Source organism: Nocardioides conyzicola (assembly GCF_039543825.1).
In the GTDB taxonomy this organism is placed as follows: Bacteria; Actinomycetota; Actinomycetes; order Propionibacteriales; family Nocardioidaceae; genus Nocardioides; species Nocardioides conyzicola.
In genome coordinates this window covers 193,748-212,318 of record NZ_BAABKM010000003.1, presented here as the reverse complement: position 1 = coordinate 212,318, position 18,571 = coordinate 193,748, and the positions used below count along the sequence as shown (strand labels likewise).

Here is an 18,571-nt window from a genome sequence, read left to right as displayed (position 1 = left end):
CGCGAGTTCGTCGCGGGCACCGCTCGGTTGCCATACTCGGACGGACATGACGACTGAAACGAGCCCTGCCCCCGCCGAGCTGCTCTCGGTCGCGATGGTGACCCTCGGGTGCGCCCGCAACGAGGTCGACTCCGAGGAGCTCGCCGGCCGCCTCGAAGCCGGCGGCTTCCTGCTGGTCGAGGACCCGGCCGACGCCGACACCGTCGTGGTCAACACCTGCGGGTTCGTCGAGTCGGCCAAGAAGGACTCGGTCGACACGCTGCTGGCCGCCGCCGACCTCAAGACCACCGGCCACACCCGGGCCGTGGTGGCCGTGGGCTGCATGGCCGAGCGCTACGGCAACGAGCTCGCCGACTCGCTCCCGGAGGCCGACGCCGTCCTCGGGTTCGACGACTACCCCGACATCGCCGCGCGGCTGCGCTCGATCGTCGCGGGGGAGGCGCACCAGGCGCACACCCCGCAGGACCGCCGCAAGCTGCTGCCGATCACCCCCGTCGAGCGTGCGCTGTCGACCGCACCGGTCCCCGGGCACGCCTCCGGCCCCGCATCGCTGCGTCGGCGCCTCGACTCCGGCCCCACCGCCTCGCTCAAGCTCGCGAGCGGCTGCGACCGGCGCTGCTCCTTCTGCGCGATCCCGTCCTTCCGCGGCTCGTTCGTCAGCCGCCGGCCCTCCGACGTGCTCCAGGAGGCGCGCTGGCTGGGGGAGCAGGGCGTGAAGGAGCTCTTCCTGGTCAGCGAGAACTCCACGTCCTACGGCAAGGACCTCGGCGACCTCCGGCTGCTCGAGACGCTGCTGCCCGAGCTGGCCGCCGTCGACGGCGTCGAGCGGGTCCGGGTGTCCTACCTCCAGCCCGCCGAGACCCGGCCCGGGCTGGTCCAGGCGATCGCGGCCACGCCCGGCGTCACGCCGTACTTCGACCTGTCCTTCCAGCACGCCAGCGCGGACGTGCTGCGCCGGATGCGGCGCTTCGGCGACCCCGAGAGCTTCCTCGGGCTGCTCGAGCAGGTCCGGGCGATCTCGCCGTACGCCGGCGTGCGCAGCAACGTGATCGTCGGCTTCCCCGGCGAGACCGACGAGGACCTGCAGACGCTCTGCGACTTCCTGGTCGCCGCTCGCCTCGACGTGACCGGCGTGTTCGGCTACTCCGACGAGGACGGCACCGAGGCCGCGACGTACGACGCCAAGCTCGACGAGGACGAGGTGCGGGCGCGGGTCGAGCACGTCGGCGCGCTGGTCGAGGAGCTCACCTCCCAGCGGGCGGCCGACCGGATCGACGAGACCGTCGAGGTGCTGGTCGAGCGTGTGGGGGAGGACATCGAGGGCCGCGCGGCCCACCAGGGCCCCGAGGTCGACGGGTCGACGTACCTCCTCGACTCCGACGCGCAGGTCGGCGACCTGGTCCGCGCGGTGGTCGTCGGGTCCGAGGGCGCCGACCTCTACGCTCGGGTGCTGTGATGGCCGAGGTGGAGACGCAGCCCAGCAACTGGAACGTCCCCAACGTGCTGACCACGGCGCGGATCGTGGCGGTGCCGTTCTTCGCCTGGGCGCTGCTCGTCGACGGTGGCGACTCGGTCACCTGGCGCTGCGTCGCGTTCGCGATCTTCGTGGTCGCCATGATCACCGACAAGATCGACGGCGACCTGGCCCGCAAGCACAACCTGATCACCAACTTCGGCAAGATCGCCGACCCGATCGCCGACAAGGCCGTCACCGGGATGGCCTTCATCGGCCTCTCCATCGTCGGCGACGTCTGGTGGGCGGTCACGATCATCGTGCTGATCCGGGAGTGGAGCGTCACGCTGCTGCGCCTGTCGATCCTCAAGCGCGTCGTCATCGCGGCCGCCGACCTCGGCAAGATCAAGACCACCGTCCAGGCCGTCGCGCTCGCGACGCTGTGCCTGCCGCTGCGGGACCCCGACCTCCCTGGCTGGCTGGAGACGCCGGGCGACGTGATCTTCTACCTCGCCCAGGTGCTGCTGGCCGTCGCCGTGGCCCTCACGCTGTGGTCCGGCTGGGAGTTCTACCGCGACGTCTGGAAGCAGCGCGCGTCCCTCCGTAAGTAAAAGATTTCGGCCCGGGACGCTCACGGTCACCGGATCGATGTCGATCTGTAACAACTTGTTCACAGGATCTCTTGCGAGAGACCGGCGTTTCAGGGTTAGGGTCCCTTCATCTCGGTCCGCGCCGGAGGGCTTCCCCCGTCGCCGACCAGTTCTCGGGGATTTCTCTTGCTGTTCTCGGTTCTGGTGGCGAACCTTCCCGACGCTCGCGGTTCGATGGCCTCGCCCGTCCCGTCTGCCTAAAACTCGGAGAGCCCCTTTCATGCTTGCTTCGCGGAAGCGACTCACGGGGGCCGTTGCGCTCGCCGTCGTCGCCAGTGGTCTGCTGCTCACCCCCTCGGCTCCGGCCGCGGCCAACCCGGGCGGCACCGGCCTGGTCATCAGCGAGGTCTACGGCGGAGGTGGCAACACCGGCGCGACGTACACCAACGACTTCGTCGAGCTCTACAACCCGACGGACGCCGCCATCGCGCTGACGGGCATGTCCCTGCAGTACCGGGCGGCCGCCAACACGGGCACCCCCGCCTCCAGTGCCATCACCAACCTGAACACGGCCGGGTCGGTCCCGGCGCACGACTGGTTCGTGGTCAAGCTGGCCACCGGCGGGGCCAACGGCGTCGCCGTGCCCGACGTCGACTTCGCCGGCAACACGTCCACCAACCTGAGCGGCACCACGGGCCAGGTCTTCCTGGCCAACAGCACCACGGGGATCGACCCCGACGGCGCGGGCAACACCACGATCACCGACGCAGCGGTGATCGACTTCGTGGGCTTCGGCTCGCCGACCATCAAGGAGGGCGCGACGGCCGCTCCCTCGCCGTCGAACTCCACCTCGATCGCGCGCACGGCGACGGGTGCGGACACCGACGTCAACGGCACCGACTTCAAGGTCGCCAACCCGATGCACCCCGGCGCCGGCACCTCGCCGCTGACGGCGACCGCGCCGGGCGCCAAGACCGGCGTCGTGGGCACGCCCATCACGCCGTTCACCCTCGCCGCCACGGGCGGCACGACGCCGTACACGTGGAGCGCGACCGGCCTGCCCCCGGGCATCACCGTCGCCGCGGACGGCGGTGTCTCCGGCACCCCGACGACCGAGAGCTCCTACACCCCGGAGGTCACGGTCACCGACTCGTCGACCCCGACCGCTGGCACCGACGCCAAGACGTTCTCGTACACGATCGGCGCCGAGCCGCCGCCCGTGACCGCGATCAAGGACATCCAGGGCACGGCCGCCTCGTCGCCGCTCGTCGGCGACACGGTCTCCACCCAGGGCGTCGTCACCGCGGCGTACCCGACCGGCGGCATCAACGGCTTCTACCTCCAGACCCCCGGCGCGGACACCCCCGACGCCTCCGACGCGATCTTCGTGTACGGCGGCGCCAGCGGCTTCGGCTCCTACCCGGCCATCGGTGACTCGGTCGACGTGACCGGCACCGTGGCCGAGAACTTCGGCCTCACCGAGCTCACCAGCGCGACCTGGACGGCGCACGGCTCCAGCCTCGGCGACGTGACCCCCAAGACCGTGGTCCCCGGCACCGACTGCCCGCTGCCCGGCAGCGCCTGCGACACGACCGCCGCGCTCGACACGGCCCGCGAGGCGGCCGAGGGCGAGGCCTTCCAGCCCACCGGCAGCTGGACGCTGACCGACGTGTACGACGGCGGTCCCGCCTACACCGTCGGCACCAACTCCAGCTCCAACTTCGGCGAGCTGGGTGCCGCCGCCGAGAGCAGCAAGGCGCTGATCGCGCCGACGGAGCTGTACGACGTGCAGACGCAGGCGACCGAGATCGCCAACCGCAAGAAGTGGAACGACGCGCACCGGATCGTGATCGACGACGGCTCCAGCACCAACTACACCACCACGACCGGCTCGCCGTTCCCGTGGATGACGTCGTCGTACGTGCCCCGTGTCGGCGCGGCGATCACCTTCCCCGCCCCCACCATCCTGATCAACGACTTCAGCCAGTGGCGTCTCCTGCCGAGCACCCAGGTCGTGGGCCAGCCCTCTGGGACCCAGCCGCAGCTGCAGCAGACCCGGGCCGCCAACGCGACCCCGGCCGACGTCGGCGGTGACCTCAGGCTCGCCACCTTCAACGTGCTGAACTTCTTCCCCACGGACGGCAACGAGTACGTCGCCGCCGGCGGCGGCAACGCCTGCACGTACTTCACCGACCGCGCCGGCGCCCAGGTCACCACCAACTCCTGCGGCAACCCGTCCACGAGCTCGGGCAACGGCCCGCGCGGAGCGGCCAACCCGGCCAACGTGGCGCGCCAGCGCGACAAGATCGTCGCGGCGATCAACACCGCCAACGCCGACATCGTCTCCCTCGAGGAGCTCGAGAACTCGGCCAAGTTCGGCAAGAGCCGCGACTTCGCGATCACCCAGCTCGTCAACGCGCTGAACGCGGCGTCGACGGCCGGCAAGTGGGACTTCGCGCCGTCGCCCACGGGCGCCGACCTCCCGGCCCTGACCGACGAGGACGTCATCCGCACCGGCTTCATCTACCAGCCCGCCCGCGTCTCGCTGGTCGGTGCCTCCAAGATCCTGGTCGGCAGCTCGGCCTTCGCCAACGCCCGCGAGCCGCTGGCCCAGGCGTTCAAGAAGGTCGGCTCCTCCAACAGCAACGCCTTCGTGGTGATCGTCAACCACTTCAAGTCCAAGGGATCGGGCACCGACGACGGCACCGGCCAGGGCAACGCCAACCCGGACCGCATCGCCCAGGCGGACGCGCTGGTGACCTTCGCCAACGACTTCAAGACCGAGCGCGGCCTGTCCAAGGTCTTCCTGGTCGGCGACTTCAACGCCTACTCGCACGAGGACCCGATCGACCACCTCGTCTCGGGTGGCTACACCGAGGTGCACTCGACCACCGACCCCGACGAGGAGACCTACAACTTCGACGGGCAGATCGGCTCGCTCGACCACGTGCTCGCCAACGCGGCTGCGCTCCCCGACGTCAGCGGCGCCGACGTGTGGCCGATCAACGGCTACGAGTCCGTCTACTACGAGTACAGCCGCTACAACTACAACGCCACCAACCTCTACGACAGCGGCCCGTTCCGGTCCTCCGACCACAGCCCGGAGATCGTGGGCATCAGCGCCGCCAGCGAGCCGGCGACCCGGGACATCCAGATCCTGGGGACCAACGACTTCCACGGCCGGATCCAGAACGACGCGGCGTCGGCGTCCGCCGGCGCGGCGGTGCTGGCCGGTGCGGTCAAGCAGCTGCGTGCCGCCAACCCGGACACGGTGTTCGCTGCGGCGGGTGACCTGATCGGTGCCTCGACCTTCGAGTCGTTCATCGCGAAGGACAAGCCGACGATCGACTCGCTCAACGAGGCGGGTCTCGAGGTCTCGGCAGCGGGCAACCACGAGTTCGACCAGGGATACAACGACCTGGTCAACCGGGTGATGGCGCCGTACAACGCCGACACCAACCCGTACGGCGGGGCGAACTGGAAGTACATCGCGGCCAACCTGCGGCTCAAGAGCGACAACAGCCACGCCCTTGCGCCGACGTTCACCAAGAACTTCGGTGACGTCAAGGTCGGCTTCGTCGGTGCGGTCACCGAGCACCTGCCGGAGCTGGTCTCCCCGGGCGGGATCTCCCAGCTCGACGTCACCGACATCGTCAACGAGGTCAACGCCTCCGCCAACGACCTCAAGGCCGACGGCGCGGACGTGATCGTGCTGCTGGTCCACGAGGGTGCCGCCGGCACCGACTGCGCCACGATGGACGACGACCCGACGTCCGACTTCGGCTCGATCATCGCCGGCGTCAACGACAAGGTCGACGCGATCGTGTCCGGGCACACCCACCTGGCGTACAACTGCTCCTTCCCGGTCGCCGGGTGGGCCGGTCGCCCGGTCACGGAGCGCCCGGTGGTCTCCGCCGGTCAGTACGGCATGGCGCTCAACAAGCTCGTCTTCACCGTCGACACGGCCACCGGCCAGGTCCAGGCGAAGACGCAGGCGCTGCTGCCGCTGAAGTCGTGCGCGACCTCGACCAGCTGCACCAACTACCCGGCCGACTCGGCGACGCAGACGATCGTCACCAACGCGGTCAACAACGCCAACGTGCTCGGCGCCCAGCCCCTGGGCAAGATCGGTGGCGCCTTCTACCGGGCCAAGCTGGCGGACGGCACGACCGAGAACCGTGGTGGTGAGTCCACTCTCGGCAACCTGGTCGCCGAGGTGCAGCGCTGGAACACCCGCAACCCGGAGTCCGGCGCGGCGCAGATCGCGTTCATGAACCCGGGCGGCCTCCGAGCCGACATGGTCGGCGACGGCACGGGCGCGTTCCCGCGGACGTTGACCTACAAGCAGGCGGCCAACGTCCAGCCGTTCGCCAACAGCCTGGTCAACGAGAAGCTGACCGGTGCGCAGATCAAGACGGTGCTCGAGCAGCAGTGGCAGCCCAGCGGATCGTCGCGGCCGTTCCTCAAGCTGGGCATCTCGAAGGGCTTCACCTACACCTTCAACGACGCCCTGCCACAGGGGTCGCGGATCACCGGGATGTGGCTCAACGGCACCAAGATCGTGCCCGCCACGGTCTACTCGGTGACGGTGAACTCGTTCCTCGCCACCGGTGGTGACAACTTCTTCGAGCTCAACAACGGTGCCGGCAAGCAGGACACCGGCAAGACCGACCTTCAGGGCATGGTCGACTACATGGCCGCCTTCGGCGCCGACCCGGACGTGGTCCCGGTCGACTCCAAGCAGAACGGCGTCGGAGTCACCCTCCCGGTCAGCGCCCCGGCGTCCTACGCGCCGGGCGACCACGTCCAGCTCAACGTGTCGTCCTGGTCGATGTCCGGCCCGGGTGACGTCAAGGACAGCGAGGTCACGGTCAAGATCGGTGACGCGACGATCGGTACCGCGACGCTGGACAACGCTCCGCAGTCCGCGCTGCCCGGCTTCGACACCACGGGCAAGGCCGCCGTCGACGTGGTGCTGCCGGCAGGCCTGCCGGACGGCACGACGACCCTGCGGCTGGTCGGTGCCACCACCGGCACCGAGGTCCCGGTCGACATCACCGTGGACGACGGGGTCGACGACATCCAGATCCTGGCGACCAACGACTTCCACGGCCGGATCCAGAACGACGCGACGTCGGCGTCCGCCGGCGCGGCGGTGCTGGCCGGTGCGGTCAAGCAGCTGCGCGCGGCCAACCCGGAGACGGTGTTCGCCGCCGCGGGTGACCTGATCGGTGCCTCGACGTTCGAGTCGTTCATCGCGAAGGACAAGCCGACGATCGACTCGCTCAACGAGGCGGGGCTCGAGGTCTCGGCAGCGGGCAACCACGAGTTCGACCAGGGGTACGACGACCTGGTCAACCGGGTGATGGCGCCCTACAACGCCGACACCAACCCGTACGGTGGCGCGAACTGGAAGTACATCGCGGCCAACCTGCGACTCAAGAGCGACAACAGCCATGCGTTGGCGCCGACGTTCACCAAGAACTTCGGTGACGTCAAGGTCGGCTTCGTCGGTGCGGTCACCGAGCACCTGCCGGAGCTGGTCTCGCCGGGCGGGATCTCCCAGCTCGACGTGACGGACGTCGTGACCGAGGTCAACGCCTCGGCCAACGACCTCAAGGCCGACGGCGCGGACGTGATCGTGCTGCTGGTCCACGAGGGTGCGGCCGGCACCGACTGCGCGACGATGGACGACGACCCGACGTCCGACTTCGGCTCGATCATCGCCGGCGTCAACGACAAGGTCGACGCGATCGTGTCCGGGCACACGCACCTGGCGTACAACTGCTCCTTCCCGGTCGCCGGCTGGTCCGACCGTCCGGTCAAGGAGCGCCCGGTGGTCTCCGCCGGTCAGTACGGCTACAACCTCAACAAGCTGGTCTTCAGCGTGGACCGTGCCACCGGCCAGGTCCAGGCGAAGACGCAGGCGCTGCTGCCGCTGAAGTCGGGCACGACGGGGAGCACGTTCAACTACCCGGTCGACGCGGCCACGAAGACGATCGTGGACAACGCGGTCGCCAACGCCAACGTGCTGGGTGCCCAGCCGCTGGGCAAGATCGGTGGGGCGTTCAACCGCGCGAAGCTGGCGGACGGCACGACCGAGAACCGTGGTGGTGAGTCGACCCTGGGCAACCTGGTCGCCGAGGTGCAGCGGTGGAACACCCGTAACCCGGAGTCCGGCGCGGCGCAGATCGCGTTCATGAACCCGGGCGGCCTCCGAGCCGACATGGTCGGCGACGGCACGGGCGCGTTCCCGCGGACGTTGACCTACAAGCAGGCGGCCAACGTGCAGCCGTTCGCCAACACGCTGGTCAACGAGAAGCTGACCGGTGCGCAGATCAAGACGGTGCTCGAGCAGCAGTGGCAGCCGGACGGTGCGTCGCGGCCGTTCCTCAAGCTGGGCATCTCGAAGGGCTTCACCTACACCTACGACAGCACGTTGCCGAAGGGCTCGCGGATCACCGGGATGTGGCTCAACGGCGAGAAGATCGCTCCGGCCACGGTCTACTCGGTGACGGTGAACTCGTTCCTGTCCACGGGCGGTGACAACTTCCTCGAGCTCAACAACGGCACGAACAAGCAGGACACCGGCAAGACCGACCTGCAGGGCATGGTCGACTACATGGCCGCCCTCGGCGACGAGACGCCGGTGCCGGTCGACTTCAGCCAGCGCGCGGTCGGCGCGTCGTTCCCGGGTGACGCTCCGGCGTCGTACCAGCCGGGCGACGAGGTGGCGTTCTCGCTGTCCTCGCTGTCGATGACCGGTCCTGGGGACAAGGTGGACCCGGAGGTGACCGTGCGACTCGGCGGCGAGCCGCTCGACTCGTTCGAGGTCACCACCACCCGTCAGACGGCGCTGCCGGGCTTCGACGAGGTCGGCACCGCCCAGGTCGTGGTGACCCTGCCGCCGGGACTCAGCGCCGGGACGAAGACGCTGTACGTCCGCGGTGGCGAGACGGGCACCGAGGTCCCCGTCGAGATCGTGGTCTCGACGACTCGTGAGATCTCCGCGGGCGACGACCAGTCGATCACCTGGGGCGACAGCACGTCGATCCCGGTCGCGGTGACCGGCAACGACGGGGTCGCGACCGGCACGGTGCGGCTCTTCGACGACGAGACGCAGATCGGCGACCCGGTGACGCTGGACGACACCGGTCACGCCTCGGTCCCGGTCCCGGCGAAGTCGCTGGAGCCGGGGGAGCACACCCTGCGGGTGGAGTACGACGGCAACTACCCGTCGGGCTCCGACCAGGTCAAGCTGACCGTGGCGAAGGCGACGACGACGGTCTCGGCCGGCGACGTCACCCTGACCTACGGCGACCCGGCCACCGTCACCGTGACGCTGGGCGACCCGACCGCCACGGGGACCGTCACGGTCCGCAACGGCGAGACGGTCCTCGGCAGCGCCCCGGCGTCGGAGGGAGTCGCGACGGTGACCCTGCCGGCCGGCTCGCTCGAGCCCGGGGTGACCACCCTGACGGCGAGGTACGCCGGTGATGCTCACTTCGAGGCCGACACCGACGCCTTCACCGCCACGGTCGCGAAGGTGGCGCCGTCGGTGAGTGCCGGCAACGTGTCGCTGGTCTACGGCAAGGCGGGGACCGTGACGGTCAACGTCGGCCCGAGCGGCGCCACCGGCACCGTCCAGCTCTTCGAGGGAGCCAAGAAGGTCGGCGCGGCGACCGCCGTGTCCGCCGGGGTCGCGAAGGTGACGCTGCCGGCGCGGTCGCTCAAGCCGGGGTCGCACACCCTGACGGCCGTGTACTCCGGTGACGACCACGTCGCCTCGGGCTCCAACGCCTTCACGGTCAGCGTGGCCAAGGCCGCGTCGTCCACGAAGGCCAGCGCCAGCCCGGCGACCGCGAAGGTCAAGAAGACCGTGGTCACGCTGAAGATCAGCGTGACCGGTCCGACCGGCGTGGTGGGCACCGGCAAGGTCAAGGTCAAGATCCCGGGCCAGGGCACGAAGACGGTGACCCTCAAGTCCGGGAAGGCGACGCTGAAGCTGGCGAAGTTCACCAGCACGGGCACCAAGACCATCCGGGTCGACTACGCGGGCGACGACTTCCTGAAGTCGAGCTCCGACACGGTGAAGGTCAAGGTCAAGAAGTAGCACGCGGACGTTGGCCCGCCCGAGAGCCTCGGGCGGGTCAACGTCGCTGTGCGGCCTCGGCGATGTCGAACGCCGCGTGCACCAGGGTCAGGTGGCTGAAGGCCTGCGGGAAGTTGCCGACCATCCGGCGGCCGGCGGCGTCGTACTCCTCGGAGAGCAGGCCGACGTCGTTGGTCAGGTCGCAGAGCCGGTCGAAGAGGGCGGTGGCGTCGTCCAGCCGGCCGGCGCCGGCGTACGCCGACGCCAGCCAGAACGAGCAGGCCAGGAACGGGTGCTCGTCGCCGGCCAGGCCGTCGACGCCGGTCTGGGTGCGGTAGCGCAGCAGCAGGCCGTCGCGCATCAGGTCGTGCTCGACCGCCTCGATGGTGCCGAGCATCGCCGGGTCGTCGCCCGCGATGATGCCGATCTGGGGGAGCACGAGCAGGGCGGCATCCACCTCGGTGCTGCCGTAGTACTGCACGAACGTGTTGCGTCGGGCGTCGAAGCCGTGCTCGAGCACCTCGTCGCGGGCTCGGTCGCGCAGTGACCGCCAGCGCTCGACCGGCCCGTCGAGGTCGAAGTCCTCGACCGCGCGCACCGCGCGGTCGAAGGCCGCCCAGACCATCGCCTGGGAGTGCGTGAACCGCTGCTGCGGGCCGCGGATCTCCCACAGCCCGTGGTCCTTGCGTCGCCACGTGTCGGCGAGGTGCTCGACCAGCGAGCGCTGCACCGCCCACGCGGCGGGGTCCGCGTGACCGGTCGCCTGACGGGTCTGCTCGAGCGAGATCATCACCTCGCCGAGCACGTCGAGCTGCCGCTGGAGGGCCGCACCGTTGCCGATGCGCACGGGCGTCGAGTCGGCGTAGCCCGGGAGGTGGGAGAGCGTCTCCTCGGTCAGCCGGCGGCGGCCGTCGACGGCGTACATGATCTGCAGGTCCTCGGGATCGCCGGCGATGGCGCGCAAGAGCCAGGCCCGCCACAGCTGGGCCTCGTCGACGTGGCCGGCCCGGACCAGCGCGCCGATGGTGAGGGCGGCGTCGCGCAGCCAGCAGAAGCGGTAGTCCCAGTTGCGCTCGCCGCCCGGGTCCTCCGGCAGGGAGGTGGTGGGTGCGGCGACGATGCCGCCGGTGTCGGCGTCGGTGAGCAGCCGGAGGGTCAGCAGCGAGCGGCGTACGACGTCCACGCGGGGCACGTCGTCGCGGCACTGCGCCGCCCACCGGTTGCTCTCGCGCACCGAGGCGTCGGTGCCCTCGTCGGGGGCGCCGATGCCGTCGAGGGGGGCGTACGACGGCAGCCAGGTGGTCGAGAAGGTGAGCACGTCGCCCGCGGTGACCTCGAACTCGTCGACGTGCCGGTGGTCGGCCGCCCGGGGGAGACGCGGCCCGCGGAGCACCAGCCGGTCGGGTCCGGCGGTCGCGGTGATCACGGCCTCGCCGTGCACGGTCTGCCGGCGGACCCACGGCCGGATGGCGCCGTAGTCGGTCCGCACCAGCCACTCGTGCCGCATCCGCACGGTGCCGCGCACGCCGGCGAGCCGGCGCACCAGGTCGGAGCGGCCGTTGCCGCGCGGCATCGCGTCGGTGAGCGTGACCTCTCCGGTCGCGGTCGTGAACGTCGTCTCGAGGACGGCCGAGGCCTCGACGTAGCGACGGCGTACGTCGTAGTCGTCGCCCGGGCAGAGCTGCCAGTGCCCGTGCTCGTCGCTGCCGAGCAGGCCGGCGAAGCAGGCCGGGGAGTCGAACCGCGGCAGGCAGAGCCAGTCGACGGAGCCGTTGAGCCCGACCAGGGCCCCGCTGCGCCGGTCGCCCACCAGTGCGTAGTCCTCGATCGGGAGCGCCATGCCCTGGACACTAACCTTGCGGGTGTGACGGACCCGGCTGAGAGCGTGCAGCGACTGCTCCGCGTCGCGGGGCAGACGGTCGCCACCGCCGAGTCGCTGACGGGTGGCCGGCTCGCGGCGCTGTTCACGGACGTGCCCGGTGCCTCGGACGTGTACGTCGGCGGCGTGGTCACCTACGCGACCGAGCTCAAGGCGTCGCTGCTCGGCGTCTCCGCGCGGATCATCGCCGAGCACGGTGTGGTGTCGTCGGAGTGCGCCCAGGCGATGGCCGCGGGAGTGCGGGCGCTGACGGGGGCGACGTACGGCGTCTCGACCACCGGCGTCGCCGGCCCCTCGGAGCAGGAGGGCAAGCCGCCCGGCACGGTCTTCGTGGGCATCGCCGGCCCGGACCTCGTCGTGGGGCTGGCGCTGGAGCTGCGCGGGAAGCGTGCCCAGATCCAGGACCGGACCTGTCGCGAGGCGCTGGCGACATTCGAGCAGGTCCTGCGACGGGAAGAAACACCCCTCGGGTAGCGTTGCGCCCACAGGCCGGCTCGTTCCGGCCGATGGACGGTCGCAACCGGAGGAGGCGCGCATGGTGCTGTTTCGACGGCTGCTCGGCGACGTGCTCCGCGACGCCCGCATGCAGCGCGGCATGACGCTGCGTGAGGTCTCCGCCGACGCCCGGGTCAGCCTGGGCTACATCTCCGAGATCGAGCGCGGCCAGAAGGAAGCATCCTCCGAGCTGCTCGCCTCGCTGTGCGCCGCCCTCGACGTCCCGCTCTCCGACGTGCTGCGCGACGTCTCCGACCTGGTCGCCCTCGAGGAGGCCGCCGCGGAGCTCACCCGGATCCCGGTCGCCCCGCGCGCCGGCCAGGTCGTCAACTCCGCCGCCTGAGATCGCGCGAGTTTCATCGGTCAGCCGATGAAGCTCACGCTTGGACGATGAAGCTTTGTCGTCCAAGCACCAGTTTTGTCGGCCAGCCGATGAAACTCGCGGCGCCGACCTACTCGGTGGGTCGCACGTGCGAGGCCGCCACCCAGCCCAGGTGGGCGTGCGCCTTGAGGTTGCCGCCACCATCGACCCACACGACCAGCGCCTCCCAGTTGCCGCGGTGGTCGACGCGCCAGTCGATCAGGACGCCGGCGTAGCGGTAGGAGGGGTTCTCGGTCACGTTGACCCAGACGTGGCGCGGCTTGGTGTGACCACGCTGCCCGGTGCCGTCCGTCGCCCTCACCAGCACAGGTTAGAACATGTGTTCGAATGCCGGGGTGGTGGTCTACCGGGGTGGCTGGCAGCGCGGGCACCAGTAGGCGACCCGCGCGCGGCCCGGTTCGCCGAGCTCGGCGTGCTCGATCGGGGTGCCGCACCGCAGGCAGCGCTGGTGCAGGCGGCCGTAGACCCACAGGCTGCGGCCGCGCCGCTTGTCGCCGGTGGTGCAGATCTGCGGCTGGTGCCGGTTCTGGTCGAGCATCGAGCGCGCCAACCGGACCATGCGCAGCGGGTCGGCGACCGCACCGACGGGCGTACGCGGGTCGTAGCCGGTCAGGAAGCACAGCTCGGTGCGGTAGATGGTGCCGATGCCGGCCAGGTTGCGCTGGTCGAGCAGGGCCTCGCCGAGGGGGCGGGCCGGGTCGACGAGCAGCCGGCGGACGGCCTCTTGCTCGTCCCAGTCCGGACCGAGGAGGTCGGGGCCGAGGTGGCCGACCACGTCGTCCTCCCGCTCGCGCGGCACCAGCTCGACCACGCCGAGCTGGAAGCCGACCGCGGTCCGTTCGGCCGTCCCGAGCACGACTCGGACCAGGTGCTCCGGCTTGCCCCAGCGCTCGGCCGGCCCGAAGACCCGCCACGAGCCCTCCATCTTGAGGTGGGTGTGCAGGGTCCAGGCGCCGGCCGCGCCGTCGATACGGGTCAGCAGGTGCTTGCCGCGCGACACCGTCTCGGTCAGCGTCGAGCCAGCGAGGTCGACGGTCGCGATGGCGGGGACCCGGAAGTCGGTGCGGGTCAGCTCGCGGCCGGAGAGGCCCCGGTCGAGGCGTTGCGCCGTCCGCCAGACCGCATCGCCCTCAGGCACCGGCCGACCTCAGCCGCAGCCCCTTCGGCGTGGCCACGAACCCCGCGGCCTGCAGCGCCTCGCGCAGCGGGGTCGAGCCGGAGCCCAGCAGCTGCGCGCCGTCGACCTTCTCGACCGTGAGGCGGCCGAGCGAGCCGCGGCGTACGGCGTCGCCGAGCGAGGCCGCGGCCGGGGTCAGCAGGTCGGCGTCGTCGGTCCAGGTGAGCAGCGTCCGTCCGCCGCGCTCGACGTACAGCGTGAGGACGCCGTCGACGAGCACCACGATCGCGCCGGCCTTGCGGCCGGGCCGATGGCCGCCCTCGGCGCCCTGCGGCCAGGGGAGGGCGGCGCCGTAGGGATTGGCCGGGTCGGTGGCGGCCAGCGCGACCGCCTGGGGCTTGGCGTCGGTCGGCAGCTCGGAGAAGGTGCGCAGCCGGTCGACCGAGCCGGCGGTGCCGAACTGGGCGGCCCCGAGACCGGCCACGAAGTAGCCGCGGCGGCAGCGACCGGAGTCCTCGAACGCCGACAGCACCTTGTAGACGGCGGCGAACCCGCCGGCGACGCGTTCGCTGACCACCGCGCCCCGGGTGACCACGCCGTGCCGGTCGAGGAGGTGCTCGGCGGTCGCGTGCGCGCGCCGGGTCGGGTCGGTGTCGAGCTCGGGCAGCAGCGCCCAGCGACCGGCCGTCTCGGGCGGTCCGGTGCGGGCGGGCATCCGGCCCCGACCACCGGTGGTGCTCGACATGCGTACGCGCGGCGGTGGCCGCTTGCTGCGGTGGGCGGGCGTGCCGCCGCGGGTGAGCGCGCGCAGCGGGGTGAGCGTGTCGTTGCTGATCCGCCCCGCCCACACCAGCTCCCACAGGGCCGCCGATAGCGCCGCGTCGTCGGTGGACCCGACGGCCTGGGCGAGCTGGCGGAAGAACCACGCTCCTCCGGGGGCGAGGGCGTCGAGCACGGCCTGGTGCAGCTCCGAGTGCTCGAAGGGCTGGTGGTCGGGCAGCGTCAGCGGCGCCTGGTCGGCGAGGTGCAGCGACACCCACCCGTCGGCGCCGGTCAGCGCGGCGTGGCCGGCCCAGATGACCTCGCCGGAGGCGGTGAGCTCGTCGAGGTACGACGGCTCGTAGTCGCGCACCCGGCTGCCAAGGACCAGCGGCTCGAGCGCGGAGGCGGGGACGGCGCAGCCGGCGAGCTGGTCGATCACGCTCAGCACGCCGTCGACGCCCCGGAGCCGTCCGTTGACGTGCTGCCACGCGGACAGGAAGCGACCCAACGACTCCGGCTCGACCGGCTCGATCTCCTGCCGCAGCCGGGCCAGCGAGCGCCGACGCAGCTTGCGCAGCACCTCGGCGTCGCACCACTCGGTGCCCGAGCCGCGGGGCCGGAACTCGCCGTCGAGCACCCGGCCCTGCGAGGCGAGCCGCTGCAGGGTCAGGCGGACGACCGCGACCCCGAGCCCGAGCCGGGTCGCCACGTCGTCGACGGTGAACGGTCCGTGGGTGCGGGCGTAGCGGGCGACCAGGTCGGCCAGCGGGTCGTCGACCGGCTCGGCGAAGACGTCGGGCGTGCCGGGTGGCACCGGCACCCCGAGGCCGTCGCGCAGCCGGGCGACGTCCTCGACCGCGGTCCACCGCGGCTCGCCGGCCATCCGCACCTCGACGATCCGCCGGCTCTGGCCCAGCGCCGTCAGCCAGCCGTCGGTGTCGGCGCCGTCGACGGAGCGGGCGGCCACCTCGGCGGTCGACTGGGGTCCGAGCAGGCGCAGCAGGTCGGCGACACCCTCGGCGTCGCGGGCGCGCCTGTCGGGGGCGAGCCGCTGCAGCTCGGCCTCCACCTCGGCGAGCACGTCGGGGTCGAGCAGCTCCCGCAGCTCGGCGCGGCCGAGCAGCTCGGCGAGCAGGCCCTGGTCGAGGGCGAGCGCGGCGGCCCGGCGCTCGGCGATGGGGGAGTCGCCCTCGTACATGAACTGGGCGACGTAGCCGAAGAGCAGCGTGCGGGCGAACGGCGACGGCGCGTGCGTCGCCACGTCGACGACCTGGACCTCGCGGCGGTCGATGCCGCGCATCAGGGCGGTGAGCGCGGGCAGGTCGTAGACGTCCTGGAGGCACTCGCGGACCGCCTCGAGGACGATCGGGAAGGACGGGTACTGCACCGCCACCTCGAGCAGGGCCGCCGAGCGCTGGCGCTGCTGCCACAGCGGCGAGCGGCGGCCGGGGTCGCGGCGCGGCAGCAGCAGCGCCCGGGCCGCGCACTCGCGGAAGCGGGACGCGAAGAGCGCCGAGCCGCCGACCTCCTGGGTCACCAGGGCGTCGATCTCGTCGGGCTCGAAGACGATGACGTCACCCGCGGGAGGCTCGGCGTCGGTGTCGGGGATCCGGATCACGATGCCGTCGTCGGAGGCCATCGCCTGGCCGTCCACGCCGTACCTCTCGCGGAGGCGGGCGTTGATCGCGAGCGCCCAGGGCGCATGCACCGGGACGCCGTAGGGCGAGTGCACGACCAGTCGCCAGTCGCCGAGCTCGTCGCGGAAGCGCTCGACCAGGAGCGTCTGGTCGCTGGGCAGCAGGTTGGTCGCCTCGAGCTGCTCGTGGAGGTAGCCCACGAGGTTGGCCGCGGCGAACTCGTCGAGGCCGTCGGCGCGAGCGCGCTCCTCGGCCCGCCCGCGGGGCAGGGCGCCGAGCTCACGGGTGAACGCGCCGATCGCCTGCCCGAGCTCGGCGGGTCGGCCGAGGGTGTCGCCCTTCCAGAACGGCAACCGGCCCGGGATGCCCGGGGCGGGCGTCACCAGGACCCGGTCGTGGGTGATGTCCTCGATCCGCCAGCTGGTCGCGCCCAGGGCGAAGATGTCGCCGACCCGTGACTCGTAGACCATCTCCTCGTCGAGCTCGCCGACCCGGCGGCCCGGGCCCTCGCCTCCCACCAGGAAGACGCCGAAGAGCCCGCGGTCGGGGATGGTGCCGCCGCTGGTGACGGCGAGCCGCTGCGAGCCGGGCCGCCCGGTGATGGTGCCGGTGACCCGGTCCCAGACGATCCGCGGGCGCAGCTCGGCGAACTCGTCGGAGGGGTAGCGGCCGCTGAGCAGGTCGAGGGTCGCGTCGTACGCGCTGCGCGGGAGGTTGCCGAACGGCGCGCTGCGCTTCACCAGCTCGAAGAGGTCGTCGACCTGCCAGGCCTCGAGCGCGGTGGTCGCGACGACCTGCTGGGCGAGCACGTCGAGGGGGTTGGTCGGCACCCGGAGCGACTCGATGGCGCCCGTGCGCATCCGCTCGACGGCGACCGCGGTCTGCGCGAGGTCACCGCGGTGCTTGGGGAAGAGCACGCCGCGGGACACCTCGCCGACCTGGTGGCCGGCGCGGCCGACCCGCTGCAGCGCGCTGGCCACGGACGGCGGTGACTCGATCTGGATGACCAGGTCGACCGCGCCCATGTCGATGCCCAGCTCGAGGCTGCTGGTCGCCACCACGCAGGGGAGGCGGCCGCTCTTGAGGTCGTCCTCGATCAGCGCCCGCTGCTCCTTGGACACCGAGCCGTGGTGCGCCTTGGCGATGAGCGCGGGCGCGCCGTCGGCCTGCCCTGACTGGGCCACCACCTGGGCCGGCACCCCGCCCTGCTCGAGCACGAGACCCGCGCGCTCGCTCGCGATCTCGTTGAGCCGGGCGGTCAGCCGCTCGGCGAGGCGCCGCGAGTTGGCGAAGACGATCGTCGAGTGGTGCTGCTCGACCAGGTCGACCACCCGCTCCTCGACGTGCGGCCAGATGCTCTGGGTGCGCTGGGGGTCGTCGGCGTCCTCGTCGTAGTCACCGCCCGGGGCCGTCATGTCCTCGACGGGGACGACGACCCGCAGGTCCCATTCCTTCGACGACGGGGGAGCGACGATCTCGACGGGCGCGGTGCCGCCGAGGAAGCGGGCGACCTCGTCGAGCGGACGCACCGTCGCGCTCAGACCGATCCGCTGGGCCGGCTGCTCCAGCAGCGCGTCGAGGCGCTCCAGGCTGACCGCGAGATGGGCGCCGCGCTTGGTGCCGGCGACCGCGTGCACCTCGTCGACGATGACCGTCTCGACGCCGCGCAGCGACTCCCGCGCCTGGCTGGTGAGCATGAGGAAGAGCGACTCGGGCGTCGTGATGAGGATGTCCGGGGGAGCCGTCGTCAGCTTGCGCCGGTCGGCCGCCGGGGTGTCGCCGGAGCGGACGCCGACGCTCACCTCGGGCACCGGGGTGCCGAGCCGGTCGGCCGTGTGGCGGATGCCCGTCAGCGGTGCCCGCAGGTTGCGCTCGACGTCGACGCCGAGGGCCTTGAGCGGGGAGATGTAGAGGACCCGGCAGCGGTGCCGCTTGTCCTCGGGCGGAGGTGTGCTGAGCAGCCGGTCGAGCGACCAGAGGAACGCGCTCAGCGTCTTGCCGGAGCCAGTGGGTGCCACCACCAGCGCGTGCCGCCCGGCGCCGATCGCGTCCCACGCGCCGACCTGCGCAGGCGTCGGCTCGGCGAACGCCGCACCGAACCAGGTGCGGGTCGCCTCGCTGAAGCGCTCGAGAGGACCGGTCACCGGACCATCTTTGCTCACGG

The 18,571-nt window shown here is 71.6% G+C and carries 9 protein-coding genes; 5 read left to right on the top strand and 4 right to left on the bottom strand.

Annotated features, from left to right (window positions below):
* Window positions 1–46 precede the first annotated feature (46 nt).
* The 3 genes from rimO to ABEA34_RS18835 all read left to right on the top strand — a co-directional run bounded on the left by rimO (window position 47) and on the right by ABEA34_RS18835 (window position 10,156).
* On the top strand, window positions 47–1,456 hold the full coding sequence (rimO, locus tag ABEA34_RS18845) for a 30S ribosomal protein S12 methylthiotransferase RimO (protein WP_345523034.1): 1,410 nt from the start codon (window positions 47–49) through the stop codon (window positions 1,454–1,456).
* Window positions 1,456–2,064 carry a CDP-diacylglycerol--glycerol-3-phosphate 3-phosphatidyltransferase gene (pgsA, locus tag ABEA34_RS18840; RefSeq protein WP_345523033.1) on the top strand — a complete coding sequence of 203 codons (609 nt, stop codon included), beginning with the start codon at window positions 1,456–1,458 and terminating at the stop codon, window positions 2,062–2,064. The genes rimO and pgsA overlap by 1 nt, the downstream gene beginning before the upstream one ends.
* A 259-nt stretch (window positions 2,065–2,323) precedes the next feature.
* Window positions 2,324–10,156: an ExeM/NucH family extracellular endonuclease gene (locus tag ABEA34_RS18835; RefSeq protein WP_345523032.1), complete on the top strand. Its 7,833-nt coding sequence runs from the start codon at window positions 2,324–2,326 to the stop codon at window positions 10,154–10,156.
* Between the two features lie 37 nt (window positions 10,157–10,193).
* On the opposite strand, the gene ABEA34_RS18830 is transcribed toward ABEA34_RS18835, so the two are convergent.
* Window positions 10,194–11,975: a glycoside hydrolase family 15 protein gene (locus tag ABEA34_RS18830; RefSeq protein WP_345523031.1), complete on the bottom strand. Its 1,782-nt coding sequence runs from the start codon at window positions 11,973–11,975 to the stop codon at window positions 10,194–10,196.
* Between the two features lie 24 nt (window positions 11,976–11,999).
* Between ABEA34_RS18830 and ABEA34_RS18825 the strand changes: the two genes are divergently transcribed.
* Together ABEA34_RS18825 and ABEA34_RS18820 are read left to right on the top strand one after the other, a co-directional pair.
* Window positions 12,000–12,488, top strand: a complete 489-nt coding sequence (locus ABEA34_RS18825) for a CinA family protein (protein WP_345523030.1) — start codon at window positions 12,000–12,002, stop codon at window positions 12,486–12,488.
* A 61-nt stretch (window positions 12,489–12,549) separates the two neighbouring features.
* Window positions 12,550–12,852, top strand: a complete 303-nt coding sequence (locus ABEA34_RS18820; protein WP_345523029.1) for a helix-turn-helix domain-containing protein — start codon at window positions 12,550–12,552, stop codon at window positions 12,850–12,852.
* Between the two features lie 109 nt (window positions 12,853–12,961).
* On the opposite strand, the gene ABEA34_RS18815 is transcribed toward ABEA34_RS18820, so the two are convergent.
* Genes ABEA34_RS18815 through ABEA34_RS18805 form a run of 3 tightly spaced genes read right to left on the bottom strand, consistent with a single transcriptional unit; the run spans window position 12,962 to window position 18,551 of the window.
* Complete coding sequence (locus tag ABEA34_RS18815) at window positions 12,962–13,192, bottom strand: hypothetical protein (RefSeq protein ID WP_345523028.1); 231 nt, start codon at window positions 13,190–13,192, stop codon at window positions 12,962–12,964.
* Window positions 13,193–13,234: 42 nt separating this feature from the next.
* On the bottom strand, window positions 13,235–14,029 hold the full coding sequence (locus ABEA34_RS18810) for a DNA-formamidopyrimidine glycosylase family protein (protein ID WP_345523027.1): 795 nt from the start codon (window positions 14,027–14,029) through the stop codon (window positions 13,235–13,237).
* Entirely contained in the window at window positions 14,022–18,551 is a 4,530-nt protein-coding gene (locus ABEA34_RS18805; RefSeq protein WP_345523026.1) for an ATP-dependent helicase, read from the bottom strand. Before ABEA34_RS18805 ends, ABEA34_RS18810 begins: the two co-directional genes overlap by 8 nt.
* Window positions 18,552–18,571 lie beyond the last annotated feature (20 nt).

What these genes read in the sequence shown, in the direction of transcription:
- pgsA (WP_345523033.1), top strand. Translation starts at nt 1,456, where the DNA reads ATGGCCGAGGTGGAGACGCAGCCCAGCAACTGGAACGTCCCCAACGTG.
- ABEA34_RS18830 (WP_345523031.1), bottom strand. Translation starts at nt 11,975, where the DNA reads ATGGCGCTCCCGATCGAGGACTACGCACTGGTGGGCGACCGGCGCAGC.
- rimO (WP_345523034.1), top strand. Translation starts at nt 47, where the DNA reads ATGACGACTGAAACGAGCCCTGCCCCCGCCGAGCTGCTCTCGGTCGCG.
- ABEA34_RS18835 (WP_345523032.1), top strand. Translation starts at nt 2,324, where the DNA reads ATGCTTGCTTCGCGGAAGCGACTCACGGGGGCCGTTGCGCTCGCCGTC.
- ABEA34_RS18820 (WP_345523029.1), top strand. Translation starts at nt 12,550, where the DNA reads ATGGTGCTGTTTCGACGGCTGCTCGGCGACGTGCTCCGCGACGCCCGC.